Source organism: Romboutsia sp. (genome assembly GCF_035470145.1).
Taxonomy (GTDB): Bacteria; Bacillota; Clostridia; order Peptostreptococcales; family Peptostreptococcaceae; genus Romboutsia_D.
On sequence record NZ_DATIRC010000183.1, the window covers coordinates 13,805 to 37,224 of the forward strand.

A 23,420-nucleotide genomic window follows, 5' to 3' on the forward strand; every position below is an offset into this window, starting at 1 on the left:
ATTATTTATATAGCATCATTAATTTATTATTCAAAATTATATCAGTATTAAATCTTCCTCTTAATGTAGTAGTTATTGTTTTAGAATTAGCCTTTTTTATTCCTCTAGTAGTCATACAACCATGTTCACCTTCTATAATAACAGCAACATCCGCTGAATTAGTTATTTTTTCCATGATTTCAGCTATATCCGTCCCTATTCTTTCTTGTAATTGAAGTCTTCGTCCTACCATATCAGCTATTCTTGCAATTTTACTTAAACCAATAACCTTTTTATTAGGTACATAAGCTATCGATACCTTCATATTATACATTAATGCTAAATGATGCTCACAATGACTAAAAATTTCAATATCTTTTATAAACACAATATCATTGCTATTTTCAGATACACACAAATCATCTTCAAATGTTTTATTAAACATATCTACAATTTCATCATTTGTATAGCACATTCCATCAAATACTTCTTCATACATGCTAGCTACACGTTTAGGTGTATCCTTTAAACCTTCTCGATCTGGATTTTCTCCTAAGGCTATTAATATCCCTCTTATATGCTTTTCTATTTCTTCTTTATTAATTTTCTTCATATTAACTACACCCCCTTTTTATTAGGGTCCCAAATAATCTTATGAAGTTGTATTTGCAATGTAGCTCCATTCATTTTGTTATTTTTCATAAACTCTACAATATCATTCATATCAACTTCACCAAATACAGGGCTGATATATACATTAGTTGTATTTATCAAATTATATTTATCTATTATATATTTAGTTCTCTCTAAATCTTTACTACTTGCTACAAACTTAACAGTATCATTTTTAGTTAAATATTTAAAATTATTTGCTATCATCTTATCTTCCATATTACTAAATGAAAGCTTATAATCCATCGTAAGCTTTGGTCTATTTTTTTCTATTTTAGTAAATCTCTCTATATCAACACTTCCATTTGTTTCTATCTCTATTGATATATTTTCGTCTTTGCATAAAAAGCTTAGTAATTCCATCATTCCTTCTTGAATTAAAGGTTCTCCACCTGTTAAAGTTACATTTTTAACTTCTGTAGATTTTATATAATTATATATATCTTCTTTAGTCATTAACTCATAAGTTGTATTTTCTTCATTTGCCCATCTTGTATCACAATAACTACAATCTAAGTTACACCCTTTAAATCTTATAAATACTGCAAGTTGTCCAGATAAACGACCTTCTCCATTGATACTAACAAATTTTTCAACTACTTTATATTCCAAACTACTTCACCTCACTTTGTTCATATATAGCGCTATTAGTAGGAGTTTCATATACAGTAGCTCTTTTTACGTTATAACCTTTTTCTTTCATATAGTTAAAGAAAAAGGCTGCAAAGTTTTCTGCCGTTGGTCTAAACTTAACCTCTATTAATTTAAATCCATCTTCAATAATACAATTTAAAGTTTCTTTTCTCATAGTACCTTCTTGTATAATTAATGAGTGGTCATAAAAATCAACCATGTCTTTAACATCTCTTTTTAAATCACCAAAATCTATTACCATTCCATCAAGCTGTCCACCATTTACTAATGTTTCTGATTGAACCTCAATTTGTACTCTCCATCTATGTCCATGAATATTAGCACATTTACCTTTATAGCCTGAAAGAAAATGCGCACTATCAAAACTATGTTCTGCCTTTAATATATACATATATACTCCTCCTAAAATTATCTCGTAAAATTATTTGCATAAAAACAACATCCGATTGCTCCATTAAACTGAGTATCCTCAACAAAAACTATCTCATCATAATCATTTTTAAGGTACTTCCTTATTCCAATATTATTAGCAACGCCACCAGTTAATACTAATTGTCTTCCTTTAAATTTTGTTAAAAGTGGTTTTAATCTTTTATATAAAGAATAATTAACTCCTGAACATAATCTTTCTACACTAATTCCTTCAGCTATTTTTCCAATAAGTTCTGATTCAGAAAATACTGCACATGTTGAATTAAGCTCTACAGGATTTTCATAATATTTACTCATTTCATCTAAAGACATTTCTAATACATTTGCCATATTTTCTAAATACCTACCACAAGAAGCAGCACATTTTTCATTTAGCTCTAAATCTGTAACAATTCCCTTTTCAACCTTAACTACTTTGACATCTTGTCCACCTACATCTAAAAGAATAAAATCTTTTAATCCTGTTTGATAAAAAGCACCATAAACATGAGCTTTAATTTCATTTATTGCTGTAAATTTATTAAGGTCTGTATTATTTCTACCATATCCTGTTGATACAGCTCTATCAATATTATCTATATTAAGCTTATTTAAGTCTACAATAATCTTTCCATCAAAACTGCAATAATCTCTATAAAAAGACATTGTACTTATCTTTTGCTTTTTAATTATCTTATCATCTTCCATTACTACAATCTTCACTTCTCTACTACCAAGATCTATTCCTAATGTTCTCATATAAGCCCTCCCTTTAAATCTGACAGCATATCAAGAAAAGCTTCTAGTCTAAGCTTAGTTCTAGCATCTAATATATTTATTTTATCCCCTTCAATATTTAATATAGGGATATCTAGTTTTTGCTTTAAAACAATATCCTCAACAGCTTTATGACAAAAAGCTTGAGTATAGTGAATTATACCATCTAGCTTTCTCTCTATTATTTGCTTTTTTAATTCAAGTATTCTAAAATCAATGTCATAAGGATAAGTATAATCATAATATTGTTCATATATATTTATTGCTTTATCGCATCTTGGAAAAGCAAACTCTCTTTGAACCTCATTGTATACAAATTTAGCATCAAACATCTCTACAAATTCATATAAATCTCCCGTCATAGGAGGAACTCCAATATATCCTAATCTAATTTTTTTCTCGTCAGGCTTTCTTTTTCTAATATTTGAGATAACATTTTTAAGCTCATCTTCAAAATTATCTACATCACCATTAAAATCACTTAAACTTACTTGATATAAATGATTTTCAAATCCATTAGCTTTATTATCTATATATGTTAACTTATCAATTTCTTTTGATAAATTTCTTACTCTACTTAATCTCTTTCTTACATTTTCAACATCTTCAATTTCCACACCAAAAACATTCATAAATTTATTTATTTCATTTTCTACATCTTGTATTTTATGGCTGTGAGAAAATGAAAATGGATAGACTTTAATACCCCTTAACTTAAGTACATCTATAAGTACTTTTGTATTAGAACAGTCACCTTCCATAACTCCAACTATTTCCTTAATATCATTCTCTATGCAAGCTCCATATATTCCTTTTATCCAGGCACATAAACTTTTCGGAAATCCATCTCTTTCAGCTATATCTATATATTTCGAATAATCTTTAGAAGTTATAAAAAGATTATTTAAATCTATTGGCTTGTATCCTGCAGCTAGTAAAACTTCTACAGGAACAGTAGTAGTTAAACCTATTTTTTTCATAATAATATCCTCCTTAGATTATTAAAAAGGACACAAAAAAAGAGCACAACTGCCCTATAAACAAAAAACCTACCCAAAATGGTAGTATATCCTAGTTTTGTTTATAGACAGGATGGTTACGAACTGTCTCATTTTGTTGTCGAAGATAAGTATAACATAAATTTCTAAGCTTTTCAATTATATTTAATTCATCATTTAATCTTTGGTACTTTAGTCCATTTTAATAACTTGATGATTCTAAAAACAATGGTAATATATTTTAAAGATCAGTAGTCATTACTGAAAACACTGGTACTAGATTTTTAAATATCTTTGTTGATTTCAATGGTGGAGACGATTCTTACAGAATCCCGCTCCACCTTATAATTACTATTTAATATCTTCTGGAACTTCTAAAGTTATTTTACCGATTTTACCTTCTCTAAATTCATTTAAAACAGTCGTAGCTATACGAGTATAATCAAGTTCTTTTCTTCCAGTTATAAACCCTCTTTTACGACCTATCATATTCATAGTTTCTAAATCAGTTTCACCTAAAGATTCTAACTTATATCTAGCTTTTAATTTTTCTGGCTCTATAACCATAAGCTTTCCTATAAGCTTAAGTGCTAAAGTTTCTATATCTAATACTTCATCTTTTATAGCTCTACTGAATGCTAAGTTAAGAGCAACTTCTTGATCTTCAAATTTAGGCCAAAGTATACCTGGAGTATCTAATAGCTCTAAATTTCCTTTTAATCTTACCCATTGCTTACCTTTAGTTACTCCTGGCTTGTCTCCTGTTACAGTACTTTTTCTACCCGTTAACTTATTTATAATAGAAGACTTCCCTACGTTAGGAACTCCAACTATCATTATTCTTATCGGTCTTTCTTTTCTACCTTTTTCTATTAATGCATCCATCTTATCCTTAACTGCATTTCTACATTCATCCACTATCTTATTTAAGCCTACACCTTTCATAGTATCCATAGGTATAGCTTTGATTCCACGATCTTTATAATATTTTATCCATTTATCTAATTTAGCCCTATCCGCTAAATCACATTTATTTAATATAACAACTCTAGGCTTATTTCCTGCAAGTTTATCTATATCTGGATTTTTGCTACTAAACGGTATTCTAGAATCTAAAAGTTCTACTACAACGTCAACCAACTTTAAGTTATCTCTAACTAAATCCTTAGTTTTCTTCATGTGCCCCGGATACCAGTTTATATGTAAATTGTCGTCCACAAGATATTCATCGTAATCGACCCTCATCTTATCTCCTCTTGCCATAATTATCACTCCTTTATGTAAACTACTTCGCTCATTTTACTTTAACTTATACATTATACCATATTATTGTTTTTTATGCTTGTCTAATATTTTATAGTGTACTACTTCTATTATTTCTATAATGTTTACATTTTAAACCTTTTCTTATATATAGAAATTATCCATTCTTACATATAATTTTAAAAAGGATACTATCTTTTAGTATCCTTTTCTTTACATAAATAAATATGTACATTAAAAAGGACTGACAAAATCAGTCCTTTAAATTTATAGTAAAGTTTAATTATCTAGCGTTTCTAGCTTCTTTTATCTTAGCAGCTTTACCAACTCTACCTCTTAAGTAAGTTAATTTAGCTCTTCTTACTTTACCTTTTCTAGTTACTTCTATCTTCTCTATTCTTGGAGAATGAACTGGGAAAGTTCTTTCTACACCTACGTTGAAAGATATTTTTCTAACAGTGAAAGTTTCTTTTATTCCTCCACCTTGTCTCTTTAATACAAATCCTTCAAATATTTGTATTCTTTCTCTCTTACCTTCAACTATTTTAACGTGTACTTTAACAGTGTCCCCAGGTCCAAAGTTAGGAACTTCGTTCTTTAATTGTTCTTGTTCTAATGATCTTAATAATTCGTTCATTTTTCTTCCTCCTAGTATCATAGACATTCTTAATTACCTCATATGTGTAAAAAGAGGAATGCCCGTTTATTTTTTCAACATTTAAAATTATACTATATATTTTATTTATTTACAAGCTTTTTTGTACAAATCCGGTCTTCTTTCTTTAGTAATTCTAATAGATTCGTCATTTCTCCACTTATCTATATTCTTATGATTTCCAGATAATAAAACATCTGGAACTTCTAAGTCCATAAACTCTCTTGGCCTTGTATAATGAGGATATTCTAGCAAATTATCCTTAAAAGATTCTTCTTCAAATGACTCATTTTGATTTAATACACCAGGTATAAGCCTTGATATAGAATCAATTAATATTAATGCCGGAAGTTCTCCACCTGTTAATACATAATCTCCTATAGATATTTCATCCGTTACAATTAAATCTATAATTCTTTGATCTACACCTTCATAGTGTCCACATAAAAGAATTATATCATCTAATTTAGAAAAATCTTCTGCTATACCTTGATTATGTACTTTTCCTTTAGGAGTTAAGTAAATAACCCTAGGCTCTTTTATATTATGTATATCTATAATATGCTTATATGTGTCGTATATAGGTTGAGGAGTCATTACCATACCAGCTCCTCCTCCAAATGGATAATCATCTACTTTTTTGTGTCTGTTAGTAGAAAAATCTCTAATATTATATACGTATACTTCTACTTTTTCTTTTTCCACAGCTCTTTTCATTATACTCTCACTCATATATGAGTTAAATATCTCTGGGAAAAGAGTCATTATATGAAATCTCATATTATCTCCTAATCTAACATTCCCTTAATAGGGTCTATTATCATTTTTCTTTCGTTCATATCTATAGTAGGAACAAACTTCATCATAGCTGGTATCATATATTCTTTATTGTCTGCTCCTTTTACAACATATACATCATTAGCCGCATATTGAAGTACTTCATCTAATACTCCTATGTGTTCTCCATCTACTGTATATACATCCATACCTATCATATCAGATATAAAGAATTCACCTTCTTGTAATTCTCTACTATCTTCTCTTGATACATACATAAATTTATTTTTTAATTTTTCAGCATCTTCTACTCTGTCTATGCCTTTTATTTTCATTATTACCATATTCCCTTTGTATCTAACCTTTTCTACTTCCCATGTTTTTTCACGGTCTTTACCTAAATAAAAAGTTTCTAACTCATCAAATCTATCTATATCATCAGTATAAGTATATACTCTCACTTCACCTTTTAAGCCTTGAGTATTAACTATTTGTCCTATTTTAAAGTGTGTTAACTTATCCATTTTAGTGCTTCTCCTTACGCTTTGAATTGATCTTATTTTGTGTATAATTCATATCTTTTATTCCTTTGTGATTATATACAAAAAGGATTAGGTATATACCTAATCCTTCTATACTATCTCAAGAGAAACTTTAACATTTTCTCTATTTGCAGCAGATTTTACGACAGTTCTTATAGCTTTAGCTATTCTGCCCTGCTTTCCGATAACCTTACCCATGTCATCTTGAGAAACTTTAAGTTTTAAGATTATTTCATCCTTTTCCTTTGTTTCTTCAACTACTACACCTTCAGGATTATCAACTAGAGCTTTAGCTATATCTAACACTAGCTCTTTCATACACTCATCTCCTAATTAAAATTATTATTTTTTAGAAGCTTCGAATTTTTCCATTACTCCGTTATTAACTAATAAAGTTTTTACAGTATCAGTTGGTTGAGCACCATTTGATAACCACTTTACAGCTTTCTCATCGTTTATTTTAACTTGCTTTGGTTGAGAAACTGGATTGTAGAATCCTATCTCTTCTATGAACTTTCCATCTCTTGGAGATCTTGAATCAGCTACTACTATTCTGTAGAAAGGCTTCTTGTTTGATCCCATTCTCTTTAATCTTATTTTAACTGCCATTACAGTCACCTCCGAAAATTTTTGTCTATTATTTATTTAAAGAAAGGAAGTCCGGCAAAACCGCCCCTTTTCTTCATACTTTTTTGTGAGCCTGTAAACATCTTCATCATTTTCTTCATTTCGTTGAATTGTTTTATCAGCCTGTTTACATCTTGGACACTAGTTCCACTACCTCTAGCTATTCTTTTCTTCCTAGAAGCATTTAATATGCTTGGGTTTCTTCTTTCTTCTACTGTCATAGACTGTACAATGGCTTTTGTTCTTTTCATTTCTTTACCATTTAAGTCTACATCACCAAGTTGGTCTTTTATATTTCCCATACCTGGCATCATTCCTAGTATTTTATCAAGAGGCCCCATATTTTGAATTTGTTCCATTTGTTGTAAGAAGTCTTCAAAATCAAGATCTTGTTTTTTGATTTTTTGTTCTAACTCCCTAGCTTTATCCAAATCCATACTTTCTTGTGCTTTTTCTATTAGACTTAGGATATCTCCCATTCCTAATATTCTAGATGCCATTCTATCTGGGTGGAAAAGTTCTAAATCATCTAATTTTTCTCCCATACCTATAAACTTTATAGGCTTTTGTGTTACAGCTCTTATTGAAAGTGCTGCTCCACCTCTAGTATCTCCATCTAGTTTAGTTAATACTACTCCATCTACACCAAGAGTTTCATTAAAGCTTTCTGCTACATTTACTGCATCTTGACCTGTCATAGAGTCTACAACTAAAAGTATTTCATGAGGTTTAACTTCACTTTTAATTGATTTTAATTCATCCATTAAAGTTTCATCTATGTGAAGTCTACCTGCTGTATCTATAATAACTAAGTCATTGTTATTTTTTAAAGCATGACTTAATCCTGCTTTCGCTATATTTATTGGACTTTCCTTATCGCCCATGTTAAATACTGGTATATCTAATTTTTCTCCAACAACTTGTAACTGCTTTATAGCCGCTGGTCTATAAATATCACATGCAACAAGTAAAGGTCTTTTTCCTTGTTTTTTAAAGTACCCTCCAAGTTTACCAGATGTTGTAGTCTTTCCTGCTCCTTGAAGTCCGACCATCATTATTACTGTTGGTGGCTTAGAAGATATCATTACTTTACTAGATACATCACCCATTAAGCTTGTAAGTTCTTCATTTACTATTTTAATTACGTGTTGTGCAGGAGTTAAACTTTCCATAACTTCTTGTCCAACACATCTTTCTTGAACTTTTTTTATAAAATCTTTAACTACTTTAAAGTTAACATCTGCTTCTAAAAGAGCAAGTTTAACTTCTCTCATAGCATCTTTTACATCTTTTTCAGTAAGTTTTCCTTTAGATTTTAACTTACCAAGTGCTCCTTGTAGTTTATCAGATAATCCTTCAAATATCATTTTAACATCTCCCTACATACATCTTCTATATTTTCTAGCTTAGGGATTAAATTAGCACAATCTCTATTTTGCAATAAATCTTGTTTAATGTCAACAATTTTATCTACTATAATTTTGACGATTTTTTCCTGTTCTTGAAGTTTATATACTAATTTCAATTTATTCTCATAATCTTTTAGTATTTTCTCTGAACGTTTCAACGTATCATAAACACCTTGCCTAGATACATTTAAATTTTCACTGATTTCACCTAAAGAATAATCTTCTTCATAATATAATGAAACTATTTCTTTTTGCTTATCAGTCAATAATTCTTTATATTGTTCAAATAATAACCCAATCTCAACCATTTTTTCTATATTCATCTCTTACACTTCCCAGCGATATACTGTAAAGGTTAATTACTTTACACATTGTATTTTATATTATATAGGTCATCTTGTCAATACAGAATTTTTTTAATTTATTTCTAGTTTATTTTATAGTGTATTGTTAACATTTTACTTAAAAAGGCTAATTAATTCCCAAATAAAGCATCAGAAAATGCTTTTGCATCAAAATCTTGTAAATCTTCTACTTTTTCTCCCACTCCTATAAGTTTTACAGGAACATCAACTTCACTCTTAACAGCAAGAACTACTCCACCTTTTGCAGTACCATCAAGCTTAGTTAAAACTATACCAGTTATATCTGCTACTTCCTTAAATGTTTTAGCTTGAACTACTGCATTTTGACCAGTTGTTGCATCTACTACTAATAGTACTTCTCTTTTCGCTTCAGGGAATTCTCTATCTACTATTTTGAATACTTTTCCAAGTTCATTCATAAGATTAGCTTTATTATGTAACCTACCTGCAGTATCACAAATTAATAAATCTACATTTCTAGCCTTAGCAGCTTTAACAGCATCAAATACTACTGCTCCTGGATCTGCTCCTTCTTGATGTTTTATTATATCAACATTACTTCTTTGAGCCCATACTTCTAACTGCTCTATAGCTGCTGCCCTAAATGTATCACCTGCTGCTAGTAATACTTTTTTACCTTCTTGTTTATATCTATTTGCTAACTTACCTATTGTAGTTGTTTTTCCAACTCCATTTACACCTACCATAAGTATTATAGTAGGAGAATGTTCTATATTTAATGTTGAATTATCATTTGTTAATATTTCTTCTACTATATTCTTAAGCTCTACTCTAACATCCATTGGGTCTGTAATACCTTTTTGTTTTATCTTATTTCTAAGTTGCTCTATTATATTCATAGTAGTATTTACACCAACATCTGCAGTTATTAGTATCTCTTCTAATTCTTCTAATAATTCTTCGTCTACCTTTGTATATGATTTTAATACATCATCTATTCTATCTGTTATTCCTTGTTTAGCTTTTGTTAGTCCTTGCTTTAATCTATCAAATAAACTAACTTTCTTTTCTTGTTGTGTTTCTTCTCCCTTTACTTCTGGTTCAAATATATCTTCATTAGTATATTCTTCTTTTACTTCTTCGATTTTAATTTCTTCTTTTTCAGTTGGTTCAACCATATTTTCAACTTCTATATCTTCTGTTATAATTACTTCCTCTATAGCCTCTTCATTTTTTTCTTCTACTATTAGTTCCTTGTTAATCTTTTCTATTGTATTGTTATCTAAAACTATATTTTCTTTTCCAGATTCAACTTCTTTAACTTCATCTATCCTATTTTCTTCTTTGCTTTGAGTATCATCTTCATTATTTTCAAATTCATTTACTTTTGCTTCTTCTTTATTTTCTTCTTTTTTCTTACCTAATTTAAATAATTTTTTAAACACTTATTTACCTCCCAAATGCAATGTTATATTTATTTTTAATTATGTAATTACTTAGCAAGCAGAAAATTTTTATTGCTTGCTAAGTAAATTTAAATTATGTCTGTCATTTCTTCTGCTTCGTTTAACTTTAAACTTAAAATTTTAGATATTGCTTTTTCTTGCATAGTTACACCATATATATAGTCCGAAGCTTCCATAGGACCTCTTCTATGAGTTACAGATATAAATTGAGTATCTTTAGATAATTCTTTTAAGAATTCTCCAAATCTAAATATATTTGCATCATCTAGCGGAGCTTCTATTTCATCTAATATACAAAATGGAGTTGGCTTAGCTAATAGTATTGAGAAAAGTATACTTATTGCTGTAAGAGCTTTCTCTCCTCCTGATAAAAGATTTAAGTTTTTCATTTTTTTTCCTGGTGGTTGAGCTGTTATTTCAATATCACTTTCTAGGATATTTTGCTTGTCTATGATAGTAAGTTCTCCGTAACCACCACCAAATAATCTTTTATACACATATTTAAAGTTTTCATTTATTTCTTTAAATTTAACATTAAATTCAGATTTCATATTTTCTTCTAAATCTGATATAAGTTTTTCTATAGCTTCTATAGATTGTTCTAAGTCTTGTTTTTGTTCACTATAAAAATCATATCTTTCTTTTACTTCTTCATATTCTTTTATAGAATCCATATTTACATTACCGAGACTTCTTATTTCTCTTTTTAAACCTTCTAATAACTTTTTATCTATGTTTATAGTATCATCCTTAATCTCCATAGCTTGTACTACTGTCATTTCATATTTTTCGAAAAGTTTATTAATATAAGTTTCTTGAGTTGATTTAAATCTTTCTAACTTTCCTTGAACTTTAAATAAACTTTCTTTTAAGTCTAAATACTGTCTATCTGTAGTTTTTAAGTCTCTATTTAAGTCTTCTATGTTTTGCTTCAAACTTTCTTTAGAAACTTTTTTATGTTCTAAGTTTCTATAATTATCTCCTAACTGTTTGTTTAAACTTACTTTTTCTGTTTCTTCTATAACTATTTCTTCTTCTAACTTAGAAGTTTCTACCTTCTGAATTTTCAAAGTCTCTTGTATGTTATTTACCTTTTCTTTTAACTCTACATTTTCTTTATCAATTCTTTTTAAGTCTGTTAATATATTTCCATATATTTGCTTATATTTTACTAATTCTAGGTTTAATTCATCATATTTTAGCTTATCACTTTCATATGATCCACTTGATTCTTTAAACTCTATAGTTAATTTTTCTATTTTTTCTTTATTTTGATTATATTTGTTATCAATTTCTAGTATATTTTTTTTAACTGTATTGGTTTTTTCTATCGTATATTTTAAATTAGAATCTAAACCTTGTTTTTCATTCTCTAACTTACTAATACTCATTTGTAGAGATTTTATCTCAGCTTCTACTCTATTTATATAAGAGTTTTCAATTATTACAGTTTTATCAATCTCTTTTATATTTTTGTCTAATTGATCTATGCTATCTCGTGTCACAAGCATATTTTTATTACATTCTTCTTTTTTATTTATTAGTAATTCAATTTCTTGTTTAACTTTCTTAATTTTTTCAGAGTATTCATTTATAAGTCTTTTTCTAGATAATATATTTCCATTAGTCCTAAAACTTCCTCCAGTTAAAGAACCTCCTGGATTTAATATCTCTCCATCTAACGTAACAACTTTATATTTATGACCTGTTTCCTTTGCAAACTTAATACCATTATCTATACTATCTATTACTATAGTTCTTCCAAGTATATTTTCAATTATGTTTCTATACTTTTCATCATAGGATAATAAATCACTTGCCACACCTATAAATTTAGCGTTACTTCTAATGTTTCTTACATCTATTTTATTAGATTTAATAATATTTAGAGGTAAGAAGGTTACTCTTCCTAAGTTATTTTTCTTTAAATAGTTAATAGCAATCTTAGCACTACTTTCATCACTAGTAATTATATTTTGCATGTATGCACCAAGTGCTGATTCTATAGCCTTTTCATATTCAGCATTTACACCTATAACCTGTCCTAATGCTCCGTGTATACCTTGTAAGTTCTTATTTTTAAGAACTTCTTTTACACCTTTATTAAAACCTTCATTATGATTTTCCATTTCAATATAAATACTAACCTTAGAATTGTAATCATTTAAACTATATTTATTATTCTGAAGCTTTCTATCTAATTCATTGTTTATTGTAGTTAAATCGTTTAAGTTTTTATTTATTTCACTTTCTTTAATCTTTAACTTAATTAATTGTTCTTTTTTATCTTCAAATCTAGACTTATCTTTATTTAGGTCAATAGTTTTTTTGTTTATTTCATTATTTATTTCTTTTATATCTAAATCTATATTTTCTGTTCTAGAATTTATGTTTTCCATATTAGCAGTAAGAGTAGATAATTTACTACTAGCTTCTTGCTTTTTATTCAAAAGGTTTATTATGTCATCTTTTAAACTTTCTACATGGTTATTTATATCTTTAATTTTATCTTTTTTATTGCTATTTAATTCATCTAATTCACTTATCTTTTCTTCTAAAACATTTAACTTTTCTTCATTTTCTACTTTTTTTAATTTTAAATCATTTGTACTTTCTTCATTATTTCTTAATTTTTCTTTTATTTCACTTAATTCTTTATAATTTCTTTCTGTTTCGTTTTTATGATTTTTTATTCTTTCATTTATGATATTTACTTGAGCGTCCTTTTGAGATATTACAGATTTAATACTATTTATATAATCTTGAGCTTTATTAATACTTTCATTCATATCTTCTATTTCTTTATTTGTACTATTAAAACTTTTTTCTATAAGTGATTTTTGTTTTTCTATTTCCTTAGACTGATTTTCTAATAATTTACTATGTTTATTTACCTCATCTAATTCTCTTTCTAATTCTTCTATTTCTCTTATATAACTATTAACTTCTATATTTTTTAACTTATCACTAATTTCTATATATCTTTTAGCTTTTTGCTGTTGATTAAAAAGAGGCTTTAGTTGATTTTCAATTTCAACATAAATATCATTTATTCTCTCTAAGTTTTCCTTTGTGTTTTTTAGATTTCTCTCAGCTTCTTGCTTTTTATATCTAAATTTAGATATACCACAAGCTTCATCAAATACTTTTCTTCTATTTACAGGATTATTGCTAAGTATCTCGTCAACTTTTCCTTGCTCTATAATTGAATACCCATCTTTACCAATCCCTGTATCTAATAGTATTTCTTTTATATCTTTAAGTCTGCAGCTTTTATTATTTAAGAAAAAGGCACTTTCTCCATTTCTATATGCTCTTCTTTTTATCGTAACTTCATTAAAGTCTAAATCTAACTTATTATCTGAATTATCTATTGTAAGAGCAACTTCACAATAATTCATTGGTTTTTTAGTATCAGTTCCTGCAAATATTACATCTTCAAGTTTGTCTCCTCTAAGACTTTTTATACTTTGCTCCCCTAGAACCCATCTGATAGCATCTGATATATTACTTTTACCACTACCATTAGGCCCTACTATAGCTGTTATCCCTTCTTTAAATACTATATCTGTTTTTGTAGGAAAGGATTTAAACCCTTTTAATTCTAATCTTTTTAAATACAATTTTATCTCTCCCTTCAATGCTAAAACTAAAGGTTGTAAATGTCATATAAACTTGCATAGATATCTTTAAAATCTGTCTTAATTATTTTATCATTATCTAATACAATTTCTAATTTATCTATATCAATATGTTCTTCTTGTGTTTTTAAATTTACACTTAACTCATTTTTCATATAAAGACTATTACACTTTTTATTTCCTATTATTTTAGATACATTCTTTTTATTTGTTTTTACTATAATACTACTTGTAACTTTATTTTCTATAACAATATTTTTTAAATAGTCCTTTATCATCTCACCTTCAACTAACTCTCTAAATGCTGGATGATATGGCCCATCAACTACTGCTTTTCCTAATTGTATATCATCTGTAGCTTGCAGGCCTACTCTTATTACATTGATATTATTAACATAAAATAAAGCTAAAAGTTTCTTTACTATTTGTATACTTTCTCCTAGTGAAAATGGATTGTATTTCTTTCTTCTTAGTAAGTCTTCCAAACCAGTTTCTTTAACTACTAATGTAGGATATATTCTTACGCAATTTGGATTTAATTCTATAAATTTTTTAGCTGTACTTATACACTTTTCTTCTGTATCCGATGGTAATCCAACCATCATTTGAAGTCCTAATTGTATTTTATTTTCTTTTATCAACCTAGAGCTTACAAATACTTCATTTGCATGATGTCCTCTTATACTCTCCCTTAACACATCCTCATCAAGTGATTGTACCCCTAATTCAATTATACTAACCTTATATTCCTTTAGCATAGAAAGTATTTCTTGATTTATACAATCAGGTCTTGTAGACATTCTAATATCATGAACAACACCTTTATCTATATATTCTTTTGCTACAGATAATAGACTTTTTTGTATCTCTACATCTATTGCTGTAAAACTTCCTCCAAAAAATGCAATTTCTACTTGTGCGTCCTTATCTATTGTAGTTAAATATTCTTCAACAATATTTCTTACATCATTACTTGTCATATCTGTACTTACACCTGTAATTTTCTTTTGATTACAAAAAATGCAATCATGCGGACATCCTTTATGAGGTACGAATATTGGAATTATTCTTTTTTTCATTTAACATCATCCTTTTGATAATCTTTATTTAGTCTATACGATATCTTTTAGCGCCACTTTTGCAGCTAATTGTTCCGCTTCCTTTTTGCTTTTACCTTCTCCCACACCTAATACTTTTTCATTTATACCAACTTGCATAACAAATCTCTTATTATGATCTGGACCTTTTTCTTCCATTAGTTTATACCATATATTACTTTCGCCTTTTCCTTGTAGTACCTCTTGAAGATGCGTTTTATAATCTCTAAATATTTTTCCTTTTCTAGAGTCACATATTATATTTTCCATATAACTTAATATAAATTTTCTAGCGCTTTCTAAACCACCATCCAAATATATAGCTGCTATTACCGCTTCAAATGCATCTGCAAGAATTGATATTCTTTGTCTTCCTCCAGTAGCTTCCTCACCTTTACCTAATAGCATATGTTCACCAAGATTTATTTCATTAGCCGCATCACTTAATGATTCTTCACATACTATGTTTGCTCTTAATTTAGTTAACTCTCCTTCAGGAAGGTTAGTCTCTTTTTTAAATAAATACTCACTTACAACTATACTTAAAACTGAGTCACCTAAAAACTCTAATCTCTCATTAAAATCATAGTCTTTATTTTCATTAGAATATGAGCTATGAGTTAGCGCCTCCAATATGTATTCTCTATTTTCAAATTTATAGTCTATTATATTTTCAAACTTATCTATAATATCTGATATTTTTTTGTTTATTTTCATTCTACTACCTCCGAGTTAATTATCTCTAGATTATAGTGTACTATTTTTCTAGAAGTATTGCAAAATAAAATTCGCTTCGCTCATATCGCCAACACTATTGCTCAAAAATTCGCTTTACTCATATTGTGAACGATATGAGACTTTGACGATGTGTTTATAAAATATTTCATATGCACTCTATTACATACACTACTTAAAATTATTTAGTTATAGAAAGGCCTATGAGATTAATATCTCATAGGCCTTTATTATCTATTTAATTTTCATCTAAATCATCACAACAGTCTATGCACATACAATCATCATCATCTGCTGATAATATAATCGCTTGACAATTTGGACAAACTACATCGACTTCATCATCATATAATAGTTCTTCATCTACTTCTACTAAATCTGCACAATTTGGGCATTCCATTTCTATGAAACTAAGCTCATCCTCTTCATCATCATCTTCATATATGTCATCTTCTACATCTGATAAGTCTTCATCAATAGATTCTACATATTCTGCTAAATCAGCTTGTTCTTCATCTAGTTCTACTATTGCATCTGCAAAACTTTCCAATACATCTACTATCTTATGTATTATTTTCCCTTCCTTACTTTCAGCGCTTATCTCTAGTCCTTCAGCTAATCCTTTTAGGTATGCAACTTCTTCATATAAATATTTCATAAATACCCCTCTCTTTCTTTTATATATAAATTAAAAGCCCGTACATCTTTATTATTAAGATATACAAGCTTTTTATACATAAATTCTTAAACTCTTGATAAATATTCTCCAGTTCTAGTGTCTATCTTTATTTTATCTCCTTGATTTATGAATAAAGGAACTTGAACAACTGCTCCAGTTTCAACTGTAGCTGCTTTAGTTACGTTACTTGCAGTATCACCTTTTATTCCTGGCTCTGTTTCTACAACTTCTAATTCTGCAAAGTTTGGAGCTTCAACTTGGAAAGCTTGACCTTGATAAAATCTTATTGTAGCAACTTCATTTTCTTTTAAGAACTTTATAGCGTCTTCAACTTGAACATAGTCTAAAGGTACTTGATCAAATGTTTCTTCATCCATGAAGTAGTATAGTTCTCCATCATTATATAAGTACTGCATTTGTCTTGTATCTATATGAGCTTTAGGGAATTTATCACTTGGGTTAAAAGCTTCCTCTCTTATTGCTCCACTTTTTAAGTTTCTGTATTTAGTTCTTACGAACGCTGCACCTTTCCCTGGTTTAACGTGTTGGAAATCAACTATTAAACATGGTTGTCCATCTTTTTCAAATGTTATACCTTTTCTAAAATCACTTGCTGATACCATTTTTGTCCCTCCATATAAAAATAATTTTATTTTATTATTCTGTGGCGATACTCATGACTAAATCATTTCTATTATATATTATAATCAAAACGTTAATTTTAATCTGAGACAAATACTTATATAAAATTTGCAATTTACTTATATGTATCTATTATCACCATACCTTTTTCAATTATATATCCTATTGTAATCTTGTCAAGTTATATTAATATACTTTATGTAATTTAGCTTAGTATAAAGTATTTTTTCTATTTATTAAAGCTTTTATTCCAAGTATATAGCTATCAAATCCAAATCCAGATATCTGTCCTATACAAGCACTTGCTGTAACACTTTTTTGCCTAAATTCTTCTCTTTGATGGATATTAGATATGTGAACTTCTACTACATCAATATCTATAGCTTTAATAGCATCATGAATAGCATAGCTATAATGAGTAAAAGCACCTGGGTTTATAACTACTGCATCATATTTTTTCATAGCATCATGTATTTTATCTATTATATATCCTTCATGATTACTTTGAAAAAAATCTATAGTTATAGTATTTTCTAATCCTTTAAATTTTTCTTTAATATATTTCTCTAAATCATTTAAAGTATTTTTACCGTATATGTCTTTCTCTCTTTTACCTAACATATTTAAGTTTGGTCCATTAATTACTATGATTTTCATAAATACCCCCGACTATTCGATTACAAACTTTTACCATTATATAATATCACATATTATCTAATGTAAACAAGTATTTCACTAACTACATCATTTATATTCTTATCATTTATACTTATTTTCATGTCACAAATACTATTATATTTATCATATCTTTTTCTTAAAAGACTATTTATTGTATCATATATACTGTTACTTTCTTTAAGTAAAGGGCGCTTATTTATTTCTTTAGATACATTTTTTTGTATGGTTTGTACATTTGCATCTAAAAAAATAACTTTTTTCTCTCTCTTTAATATATCTATATTTTCCTGTCTTGTGATTATGCCGCCACCAGTTGAGATTACTACATTATCTTCTTCTACTAAGCCTTTTAATAAATTACTTTCTAATTTTCTGAAATAATCTTCTCCATGTTCTTTGAATATATTAGATATAGTTTTTTTCTCTCTTTTTTCTATTTCAGTATCCATATCTATAAATTTTATATTAAGTTTATTTGCTAATGATTTGCCAACTACAGTTTTTCCTGATCCCATAAATCCAATTAATATTATTCTCACATACTATCCCCCTTAAAATTCCTTATATTTATATTAAACTCTGTGTCAAATTTTTCATCATTTTTTGATAACTCTAACTTTATCTTTATAAACTTGCCATTTTCATACATATATACATATATATTATCTATATAATCTCCTATTTCATATCCTCCTCGTTCAGCTGTCCCATTATCATTAAGAGTATTTATAAAAAGCTTATTTAAATCTTCCTTTAAGCTAATTTCTTTATCTTTTATTCCATTTTTATATTTACACTTTATAGATGTTGCATTTATTAGATTACCTTCATAGTTTGAGTACTTTGAATCTATACTAATTATACCTTTAGAATTGCCTATAATATTTTCTATATACTTAGTAATTTCATTAGCTTGTTGTTGTAATTCTACTTTATCTTCAAATTTAGTTTTAATATTATAACTAAAAAATAATAAATAATATAATATAGACATTATTATTAGTATAACTGATATTGAAATTATACTTTCTAGAAGTAAATACCCACCTCTACGTTTCATACTTGCCTTCTTTCAAAAGTACTCTTCCACTCACAGGAACTATTGTTATTTCTTTTTTTATTTTATTATTGTAAACTTTTATAGTTTGTCCCTTTGGATCTGGAGATCCATCACTTTTAAATCGTATTTTACTTTCTCCATATTCTAAGTTTATTTCACTAGGTAACTCGATTTCTTTCATATCATTTCCTTTAGATCTTAAAACATAACTACTAATTTCTTGATTTTTTTTATAATATATATACGTTTTAAAATCCCCTAGCATATTACACTTTCTCACATATCTTATATCTGAACAAAGTTGTTTTGTAAATGAATTTATTTGATGTTTATTTAAATCATCTTTCGAAAAGCATAACGTTGATATTAATAGCATTATACTTATTGTTATGACTAATTCTACTAATGTCACATTCCTTCTCTTTTCATAATTTTATATCTCCTTATAGTTATATACTGTAACGATTTTATTTATATCAAATTCTCTTATTTGTTTTTCAGTTTTATGTAATATATTTAAATTTTCAATATGTTCTTGTTTATAATTCCCTTCATTTTCATATAACTTACCCTGATGAACTTGTATTGTATCACTTATATTTCCTTCTGAAATTTCATCTTTTTTAGTCACTACTTGGCTAAAAAAAGGATTTTTTATTTTAACACTAGCTTGAAACTTTTTAATATAAATATCATCTCTTACTGTGCTGATAATATTAAACTCTAAAAGTCCATTTATATTATCTATTTTTATTTTAGTTGGTATATTTACTAAAACTCCATTTAGCTCACTTTTTGATACATCCTTTATATTGCTCAAAAATTTATTTCCTAAGAAATAATTATTAAATTCATCTTTATTAGACGTATTTTGTAATACAAACTCAACCTCTCTTAGTATGTTACTATGCACTATATCAATTGATCCATAACCAATCTCTTTTATGTTCACTTCTTTGTATTCTAGGTTGAAAATTTTAGAATTACTATAGTGTAAACCTATACACGTCATTGACATTGTTACTATAATAGAAAATATTATCAATGTAGTTACTAATACGGATCCCTTATTGTTGTAATACATAACTTTTAAGTTTTATATTATTTTTACCATTTGATACATCTACATTTACTTTATAACATTGATAATAATATCTATCCTTCTCTACAATTGTATTTACTGTATAACCATATTCATTTTCTATAGTATAATTATTTTCTAATGTTGATAACCTATTGTTTTTAACGCTATATTTAGTTTCTTCTATTTTTGAATTAGCTATATTTAGCATTTCAAATTGTTCTTTATTATAATTTATAGAACAATAGCTATTATATAAGCAAGTTGAAATGATATGTATACCCATACAGATTATAGATATACTAATTATACATTCAATTGTTATAAACCCTTCTTTTTTTAATTTCAATTGTTTCTCCTCAATAATTAATTTAAAGGCTCACCGTAGCCAATATTAATAAAACGAATTTTTATTTTTCAATAGTTTTGTTATAAAGGTCTTTTATATGTTCTTCATCGTCTTTGCTAGGATTAATTCCAGTCCATATATAAAATGCATGTAATGCTTGATTTATAAGCATATCTATTCCATGTATAACTTCTAGTCCATTTTTTTTAGCCCATTTTATAAGAGCAGTATTATGAGGTTTATACACTATATCACATACTAGTATATTTTTACTTGGGGTTAATTTTTCATCAACAGGAGATAAATCACTTTCCATACCTATCGGCGTTGTATTTATTAATATATCTATATTATTTAAATCTTTTTCATCTATAGATTTAGGCGAGCATAAAATTTTCGTATTAAAATTATTCTTTATTATATCAACTATTTCATTAGCTTTATTTATACTTCTATTTCTAATATCTATCGATGAAACATCTATTGAAGCTAATTCTATAGCTATACTCCTACACGCGCCTCCCGCTCCTATTATCATTATTTTTTTGTTTTTTAAATCATAGCCTTTGTCTAAAATAGATTTTACAAACCCTAATCCATCTGTATTATATCCATTCAAAATTCCATTTTCATTTTTTATAGTATTTACAGCGCCTATTAACCTTGCCTTATTATCAATATTATCTAGATATGTTATTATATTAACTTTATGAGGTATAGTAACATTACACCCTTTTATACCTAGTGATTTTATACCTTCTATACCTTCTTTTATTTTTTCTTCTTCTACATCAAAACAGCAGTAAATATTATCTTGACTATATTTTTCAAATAAATAATTATGTATATTTGGTGAAAAGCTATGTTTAACTGGATGTCCTAAAAGACCTATTATTTTAGTTGTCGAATTTATATTCATGTATACTCCTATCTTTTTTATTATCATTTTATTATTAATTTATACCATTAATTGTTAGAAATTGCACATTCTTAGATATTCTGTATAAATAAAATCATCTCCATTTGATTTTATCCTTTTTTTATAGTTATTCACTTCTCCATTAGTTTCTATTTCTATGTTTATTTTAATATCTTTTTTAGATCCTATATTTATGTCTATGTTACCTTTGTATAACTCTATCATTAATTTCGCTACAGTTATACCAATATCTAAACTCCTTCTTTCCTGATCATTTATATATCTATTATAATTATATCCACCTTCATTTTTAATAGTTATTATAGTTTTATCTTTAACACTACTTAAATCAACCCATATCATACTATCTGGATATGAATATCTTATGACCATAGATAATAAAGTTAAAACTATTTTTTCAATATCATTCGGATCCACATTAGCTATTCTTTCTTCTTCATCTGTATCAAATAAAATTTCTATATTATTTACTTTTACATACTTATTAAATTCATCACATACATCTTCCACAACACTAACTATATTGTAGTAATCCGCTTTAGATTGATAGAATTGAGATTCTAATTTTGCTAAGTCCATTACATTATTAATTAATCCCATTAACATATATGTGTGTTTTTTTACTATTTCTACAGTTTTAGAAATTTCACTATCCGGATTTTTATTTATATAATCTTTATTCATTACTTCTAATAATTGATTTGATGATGATATAACATTTAATGGCGTCTTTAGTTCATGAGACATATTTACAAAGAATTCTGTTTTTATTTTATTTTCTTTTTTCTTTACTTCTATTTCTCTTTCTATATTTTCTGATTTTACTTGTTCTGTTATATCTCTTACAATTCCAATTATTTTAAGCCTTTTATTCACTTCTATCAACATAGAACCACACTCAATATCAACTTCTTGGCCATATTTATTTGTTATAACTTTTCTTGTAAACTTAACATTATTATTTTTCCCTAAATTTATAACCATATTTTCATTCATATGGTCAGATTTAATTTCATCTACACTGTTTATATCTATTAACTCTGAAAATACTTGATTTGAATAATTAATTAATCTATTTTCATAGTTTGATATATATATTCCCTCTGGGATTACATTTACTAGAGATTCATATTTCTTTTTGCTATATTCTACATCTTTTAATAGTTTTTTATAATGTGTTATATCTCTTACAACGACTAAATTTTTTTCACTTTTTCCATCATCAAAGCTTACTCTATCAATATTTAAGCAAATCTCTTTGTCATTTTCACAGGTATAATACATTTCTCCACTGGTAGATGTCTCTACTATAATATTTTTTATGTCATTTTTATCAAAGTCTATTTTTTCATTTTTATTATTATTATATAGTATATTGTTTGCATCTGTTATCAATATAGAGTATGGTATATTATCTACTATTTTTCTGTATTTTGTGTTATTTTCTTTGATTTTTATTTCACTATTTTTTTGATAGGTAATATCAACCATTGCACAAATAACACCTATATTTTTATTACTTATCGTAAAAGGAGCATAGGTACACTTTAAAATTTTACCATCATTCCCCTCTAATTCTCCATGTATTTCTATACCTTTTTGTTTTACTTTATTTATACTATTTATAAAATCATTTGCATTTTTTATGCTATTCTCTAAAAAAGTATTTAAAATTATTTTATACTTACACTCTGAATATTCCTTCCACATTTTAGAAAAACCATTATCCTCATTCAATATATATCCTTCACTATCTACTATGAATGTACACCTATTATACTCTCCTACTATAGTTTGTAGTATATTTTGTTTCTTATCTAAACTTTCATTTATCATGCTTGTTATATTTTTATTAAGCTTTAGTTTTTCATCATAAATCTTTATTTTTATATTACTTCTACTTAATTTACTTTTTGTTTTTTTATTTTTATTTTTCACATCAATAATGTTAATTTTAAATAT

General features: G+C 27.1%; 27 protein-coding genes. All 27 read right to left on the minus strand.

Annotated elements, in window-relative coordinates; all coding sequences use genetic code 11:
• Window position 1: 1 nt before the first annotated feature.
• Window positions 2-592 (minus strand): GTP cyclohydrolase I FolE, encoded by a 591-nt coding sequence (gene folE, locus VLM92_RS07630; protein WP_325275741.1) that lies wholly within the window; start codon window positions 590-592, stop codon window positions 2-4.
• Window positions 593-597: 5 nt separating this feature from the next.
• Window positions 598-1,263 carry a putative 7-carboxy-7-deazaguanine synthase QueE gene (gene queE, locus VLM92_RS07635; protein ID WP_325275742.1) on the minus strand — a complete coding sequence of 222 codons (666 nt, stop codon included), beginning with the start codon at window positions 1,261-1,263 and terminating at the stop codon, window positions 598-600.
• Between the two features lies 1 nt (window position 1,264).
• Window positions 1,265-1,696, minus strand: coding sequence for a 6-carboxytetrahydropterin synthase QueD (gene queD / locus VLM92_RS07640; protein WP_325275743.1), 432 nt, complete (start codon window positions 1,694-1,696; stop codon window positions 1,265-1,267).
• 17 nt (window positions 1,697-1,713) lie between these two features.
• Window positions 1,714-2,475, minus strand: a complete 762-nt coding sequence (locus VLM92_RS07645; RefSeq protein ID WP_325275744.1) for an acyl-CoA dehydratase activase — start codon at window positions 2,473-2,475, stop codon at window positions 1,714-1,716.
• Window positions 2,472-3,473, minus strand: a complete 1,002-nt coding sequence (locus tag VLM92_RS07650) for a 2-hydroxyacyl-CoA dehydratase family protein (RefSeq protein ID WP_325275745.1) — start codon at window positions 3,471-3,473, stop codon at window positions 2,472-2,474. Before VLM92_RS07650 ends, VLM92_RS07645 begins: the two co-directional genes overlap by 4 nt.
• Window positions 3,474-3,842: 369 nt before the next feature.
• A complete protein-coding gene (gene ylqF / locus VLM92_RS07655; RefSeq protein ID WP_325275766.1) occupies window positions 3,843-4,736 on the minus strand; it encodes a ribosome biogenesis GTPase YlqF in 894 nt (297 codons plus the stop codon).
• A 301-nt stretch (window positions 4,737-5,037) separates the two neighbouring features.
• On the minus strand, window positions 5,038-5,391 hold the full coding sequence (gene rplS / locus VLM92_RS07660; RefSeq protein ID WP_325275746.1) for a 50S ribosomal protein L19: 354 nt from the start codon (window positions 5,389-5,391) through the stop codon (window positions 5,038-5,040).
• Between the two features lie 105 nt (window positions 5,392-5,496).
• A complete protein-coding gene (gene trmD, locus VLM92_RS07665) occupies window positions 5,497-6,189 on the minus strand; it encodes a tRNA (guanosine(37)-N1)-methyltransferase TrmD (RefSeq protein ID WP_325275747.1) in 693 nt (230 codons plus the stop codon).
• An 8-nt stretch (window positions 6,190-6,197) separates the two neighbouring features.
• A complete protein-coding gene (gene rimM / locus VLM92_RS07670; RefSeq protein WP_325275748.1) occupies window positions 6,198-6,710 on the minus strand; it encodes a ribosome maturation factor RimM in 513 nt (170 codons plus the stop codon).
• Window positions 6,711-6,818: 108 nt separating this feature from the next.
• Complete coding sequence (locus VLM92_RS07675) at window positions 6,819-7,046, minus strand: KH domain-containing protein (RefSeq protein WP_325275749.1); 228 nt, start codon at window positions 7,044-7,046, stop codon at window positions 6,819-6,821.
• Between the two features lie 24 nt (window positions 7,047-7,070).
• The gene (rpsP, locus tag VLM92_RS07680; RefSeq protein WP_042271969.1) at window positions 7,071-7,337 is read right to left on the minus strand and encodes a 30S ribosomal protein S16; all 267 of its coding nucleotides are present in this window, start codon (window positions 7,335-7,337) and stop codon (window positions 7,071-7,073) included.
• A 32-nt stretch (window positions 7,338-7,369) separates the two neighbouring features.
• Window positions 7,370-8,722 carry a signal recognition particle protein gene (gene ffh / locus VLM92_RS07685; RefSeq protein WP_325275750.1) on the minus strand — a complete coding sequence of 451 codons (1,353 nt, stop codon included), beginning with the start codon at window positions 8,720-8,722 and terminating at the stop codon, window positions 7,370-7,372.
• Window positions 8,719-9,087, minus strand: coding sequence for a YlxM family DNA-binding protein (gene ylxM, locus VLM92_RS07690; protein ID WP_325275751.1), 369 nt, complete (start codon window positions 9,085-9,087; stop codon window positions 8,719-8,721). Before ylxM ends, ffh begins: the two co-directional genes overlap by 4 nt.
• Window positions 9,088-9,239: 152 nt before the next feature.
• Window positions 9,240-10,535 (minus strand): signal recognition particle-docking protein FtsY, encoded by a 1,296-nt coding sequence (ftsY, locus tag VLM92_RS07695; protein WP_325275752.1) that lies wholly within the window; start codon window positions 10,533-10,535, stop codon window positions 9,240-9,242.
• Between the two features lie 89 nt (window positions 10,536-10,624).
• Window positions 10,625-14,179, minus strand: coding sequence for a chromosome segregation protein SMC (gene smc / locus VLM92_RS07700; RefSeq protein ID WP_325275753.1), 3,555 nt, complete (start codon window positions 14,177-14,179; stop codon window positions 10,625-10,627).
• 26 nt (window positions 14,180-14,205) lie between these two features.
• Window positions 14,206-15,276, minus strand: a complete 1,071-nt coding sequence (locus VLM92_RS07705) for an elongator complex protein 3 (RefSeq protein WP_325275754.1) — start codon at window positions 15,274-15,276, stop codon at window positions 14,206-14,208.
• A 33-nt stretch (window positions 15,277-15,309) separates the two neighbouring features.
• Window positions 15,310-16,011: a ribonuclease III gene (gene rnc / locus VLM92_RS07710; RefSeq protein ID WP_325275755.1), complete on the minus strand. Its 702-nt coding sequence runs from the start codon at window positions 16,009-16,011 to the stop codon at window positions 15,310-15,312.
• Between the two features lie 256 nt (window positions 16,012-16,267).
• Window positions 16,268-16,687 (minus strand): CD1247 N-terminal domain-containing protein, encoded by a 420-nt coding sequence (locus tag VLM92_RS07715; protein ID WP_325275756.1) that lies wholly within the window; start codon window positions 16,685-16,687, stop codon window positions 16,268-16,270.
• A gap of 86 nt (window positions 16,688-16,773) precedes the next feature.
• The gene (gene efp / locus VLM92_RS07720) at window positions 16,774-17,331 is read right to left on the minus strand and encodes an elongation factor P (protein ID WP_325275757.1); all 558 of its coding nucleotides are present in this window, start codon (window positions 17,329-17,331) and stop codon (window positions 16,774-16,776) included.
• 229 nt (window positions 17,332-17,560) lie between these two features.
• Window positions 17,561-18,007 (minus strand): type II 3-dehydroquinate dehydratase, encoded by a 447-nt coding sequence (gene aroQ, locus VLM92_RS07725; RefSeq protein ID WP_325275758.1) that lies wholly within the window; start codon window positions 18,005-18,007, stop codon window positions 17,561-17,563.
• Between the two features lie 53 nt (window positions 18,008-18,060).
• Window positions 18,061-18,567, minus strand: a complete 507-nt coding sequence (locus VLM92_RS07730) for a shikimate kinase (RefSeq protein WP_325275759.1) — start codon at window positions 18,565-18,567, stop codon at window positions 18,061-18,063.
• On the minus strand, window positions 18,564-19,088 hold the full coding sequence (locus VLM92_RS07735; protein ID WP_325275760.1) for a hypothetical protein: 525 nt from the start codon (window positions 19,086-19,088) through the stop codon (window positions 18,564-18,566). Before VLM92_RS07735 ends, VLM92_RS07730 begins: the two co-directional genes overlap by 4 nt.
• Window positions 19,078-19,500 carry a hypothetical protein gene (locus VLM92_RS07740; RefSeq protein ID WP_325275761.1) on the minus strand — a complete coding sequence of 141 codons (423 nt, stop codon included), beginning with the start codon at window positions 19,498-19,500 and terminating at the stop codon, window positions 19,078-19,080. Before VLM92_RS07740 ends, VLM92_RS07735 begins: the two co-directional genes overlap by 11 nt.
• A 21-nt stretch (window positions 19,501-19,521) precedes the next feature.
• The gene (locus VLM92_RS07745) at window positions 19,522-20,100 is read right to left on the minus strand and encodes a hypothetical protein (RefSeq protein WP_325275762.1); all 579 of its coding nucleotides are present in this window, start codon (window positions 20,098-20,100) and stop codon (window positions 19,522-19,524) included.
• Between the two features lie 55 nt (window positions 20,101-20,155).
• On the minus strand, window positions 20,156-20,518 hold the full coding sequence (locus tag VLM92_RS07750) for a hypothetical protein (protein WP_325275763.1): 363 nt from the start codon (window positions 20,516-20,518) through the stop codon (window positions 20,156-20,158).
• Between the two features lie 61 nt (window positions 20,519-20,579).
• On the minus strand, window positions 20,580-21,437 hold the full coding sequence (gene aroE, locus VLM92_RS07755) for a shikimate dehydrogenase (RefSeq protein ID WP_325275764.1): 858 nt from the start codon (window positions 21,435-21,437) through the stop codon (window positions 20,580-20,582).
• 54 nt (window positions 21,438-21,491) lie between these two features.
• Window positions 21,492-23,420 (minus strand): PAS domain-containing sensor histidine kinase (locus VLM92_RS07760; RefSeq protein ID WP_325275765.1); only part of this gene is annotated, 1,929 nt, incomplete at its 5' end.

Coding starts and splice junctions, on each gene's coding strand:
- folE (WP_325275741.1), bottom strand. CDS start 592: ATGAAGAAAATTAATAAAGAAGAAATAGAAAAGCATATAAGAGGGATA.
- queD (WP_325275743.1), bottom strand. CDS start 1,696: ATGTATATATTAAAGGCAGAACATAGTTTTGATAGTGCGCATTTTCTT.
- VLM92_RS07645 (WP_325275744.1), bottom strand. CDS start 2,475: ATGAGAACATTAGGAATAGATCTTGGTAGTAGAGAAGTGAAGATTGTA.
- VLM92_RS07650 (WP_325275745.1), bottom strand. CDS start 3,473: ATGAAAAAAATAGGTTTAACTACTACTGTTCCTGTAGAAGTTTTACTA.
- ylqF (WP_325275766.1), bottom strand. CDS start 4,736: ATGAGGGTCGATTACGATGAATATCTTGTGGACGACAATTTACATATA.
- rplS (WP_325275746.1), bottom strand. CDS start 5,391: ATGAACGAATTATTAAGATCATTAGAACAAGAACAATTAAAGAACGAA.
- trmD (WP_325275747.1), bottom strand. CDS start 6,189: ATGAGATTTCATATAATGACTCTTTTCCCAGAGATATTTAACTCATAT.
- rimM (WP_325275748.1), bottom strand. CDS start 6,710: ATGGATAAGTTAACACACTTTAAAATAGGACAAATAGTTAATACTCAA.
- VLM92_RS07675 (WP_325275749.1), bottom strand. CDS start 7,046: ATGAAAGAGCTAGTGTTAGATATAGCTAAAGCTCTAGTTGATAATCCT.
- rpsP (WP_042271969.1), bottom strand. CDS start 7,337: ATGGCAGTTAAAATAAGATTAAAGAGAATGGGATCAAACAAGAAGCCT.
- ffh (WP_325275750.1), bottom strand. CDS start 8,722: ATGATATTTGAAGGATTATCTGATAAACTACAAGGAGCACTTGGTAAG.
- ylxM (WP_325275751.1), bottom strand. CDS start 9,087: ATGAATATAGAAAAAATGGTTGAGATTGGGTTATTATTTGAACAATAT.
- VLM92_RS07705 (WP_325275754.1), bottom strand. CDS start 15,276: ATGAAAAAAAGAATAATTCCAATATTCGTACCTCATAAAGGATGTCCG.
- rnc (WP_325275755.1), bottom strand. CDS start 16,011: ATGAAAATAAACAAAAAAATATCAGATATTATAGATAAGTTTGAAAAT.
- VLM92_RS07715 (WP_325275756.1), bottom strand. CDS start 16,687: ATGAAATATTTATATGAAGAAGTTGCATACCTAAAAGGATTAGCTGAA.
- efp (WP_325275757.1), bottom strand. CDS start 17,331: ATGGTATCAGCAAGTGATTTTAGAAAAGGTATAACATTTGAAAAAGAT.
- aroQ (WP_325275758.1), bottom strand. CDS start 18,007: ATGAAAATCATAGTAATTAATGGACCAAACTTAAATATGTTAGGTAAA.
- VLM92_RS07735 (WP_325275760.1), bottom strand. CDS start 19,088: ATGAAACGTAGAGGTGGGTATTTACTTCTAGAAAGTATAATTTCAATA.
- VLM92_RS07745 (WP_325275762.1), bottom strand. CDS start 20,100: ATGACGTGTATAGGTTTACACTATAGTAATTCTAAAATTTTCAACCTA.
- aroE (WP_325275764.1), bottom strand. CDS start 21,437: ATGAATATAAATTCGACAACTAAAATAATAGGTCTTTTAGGACATCCA.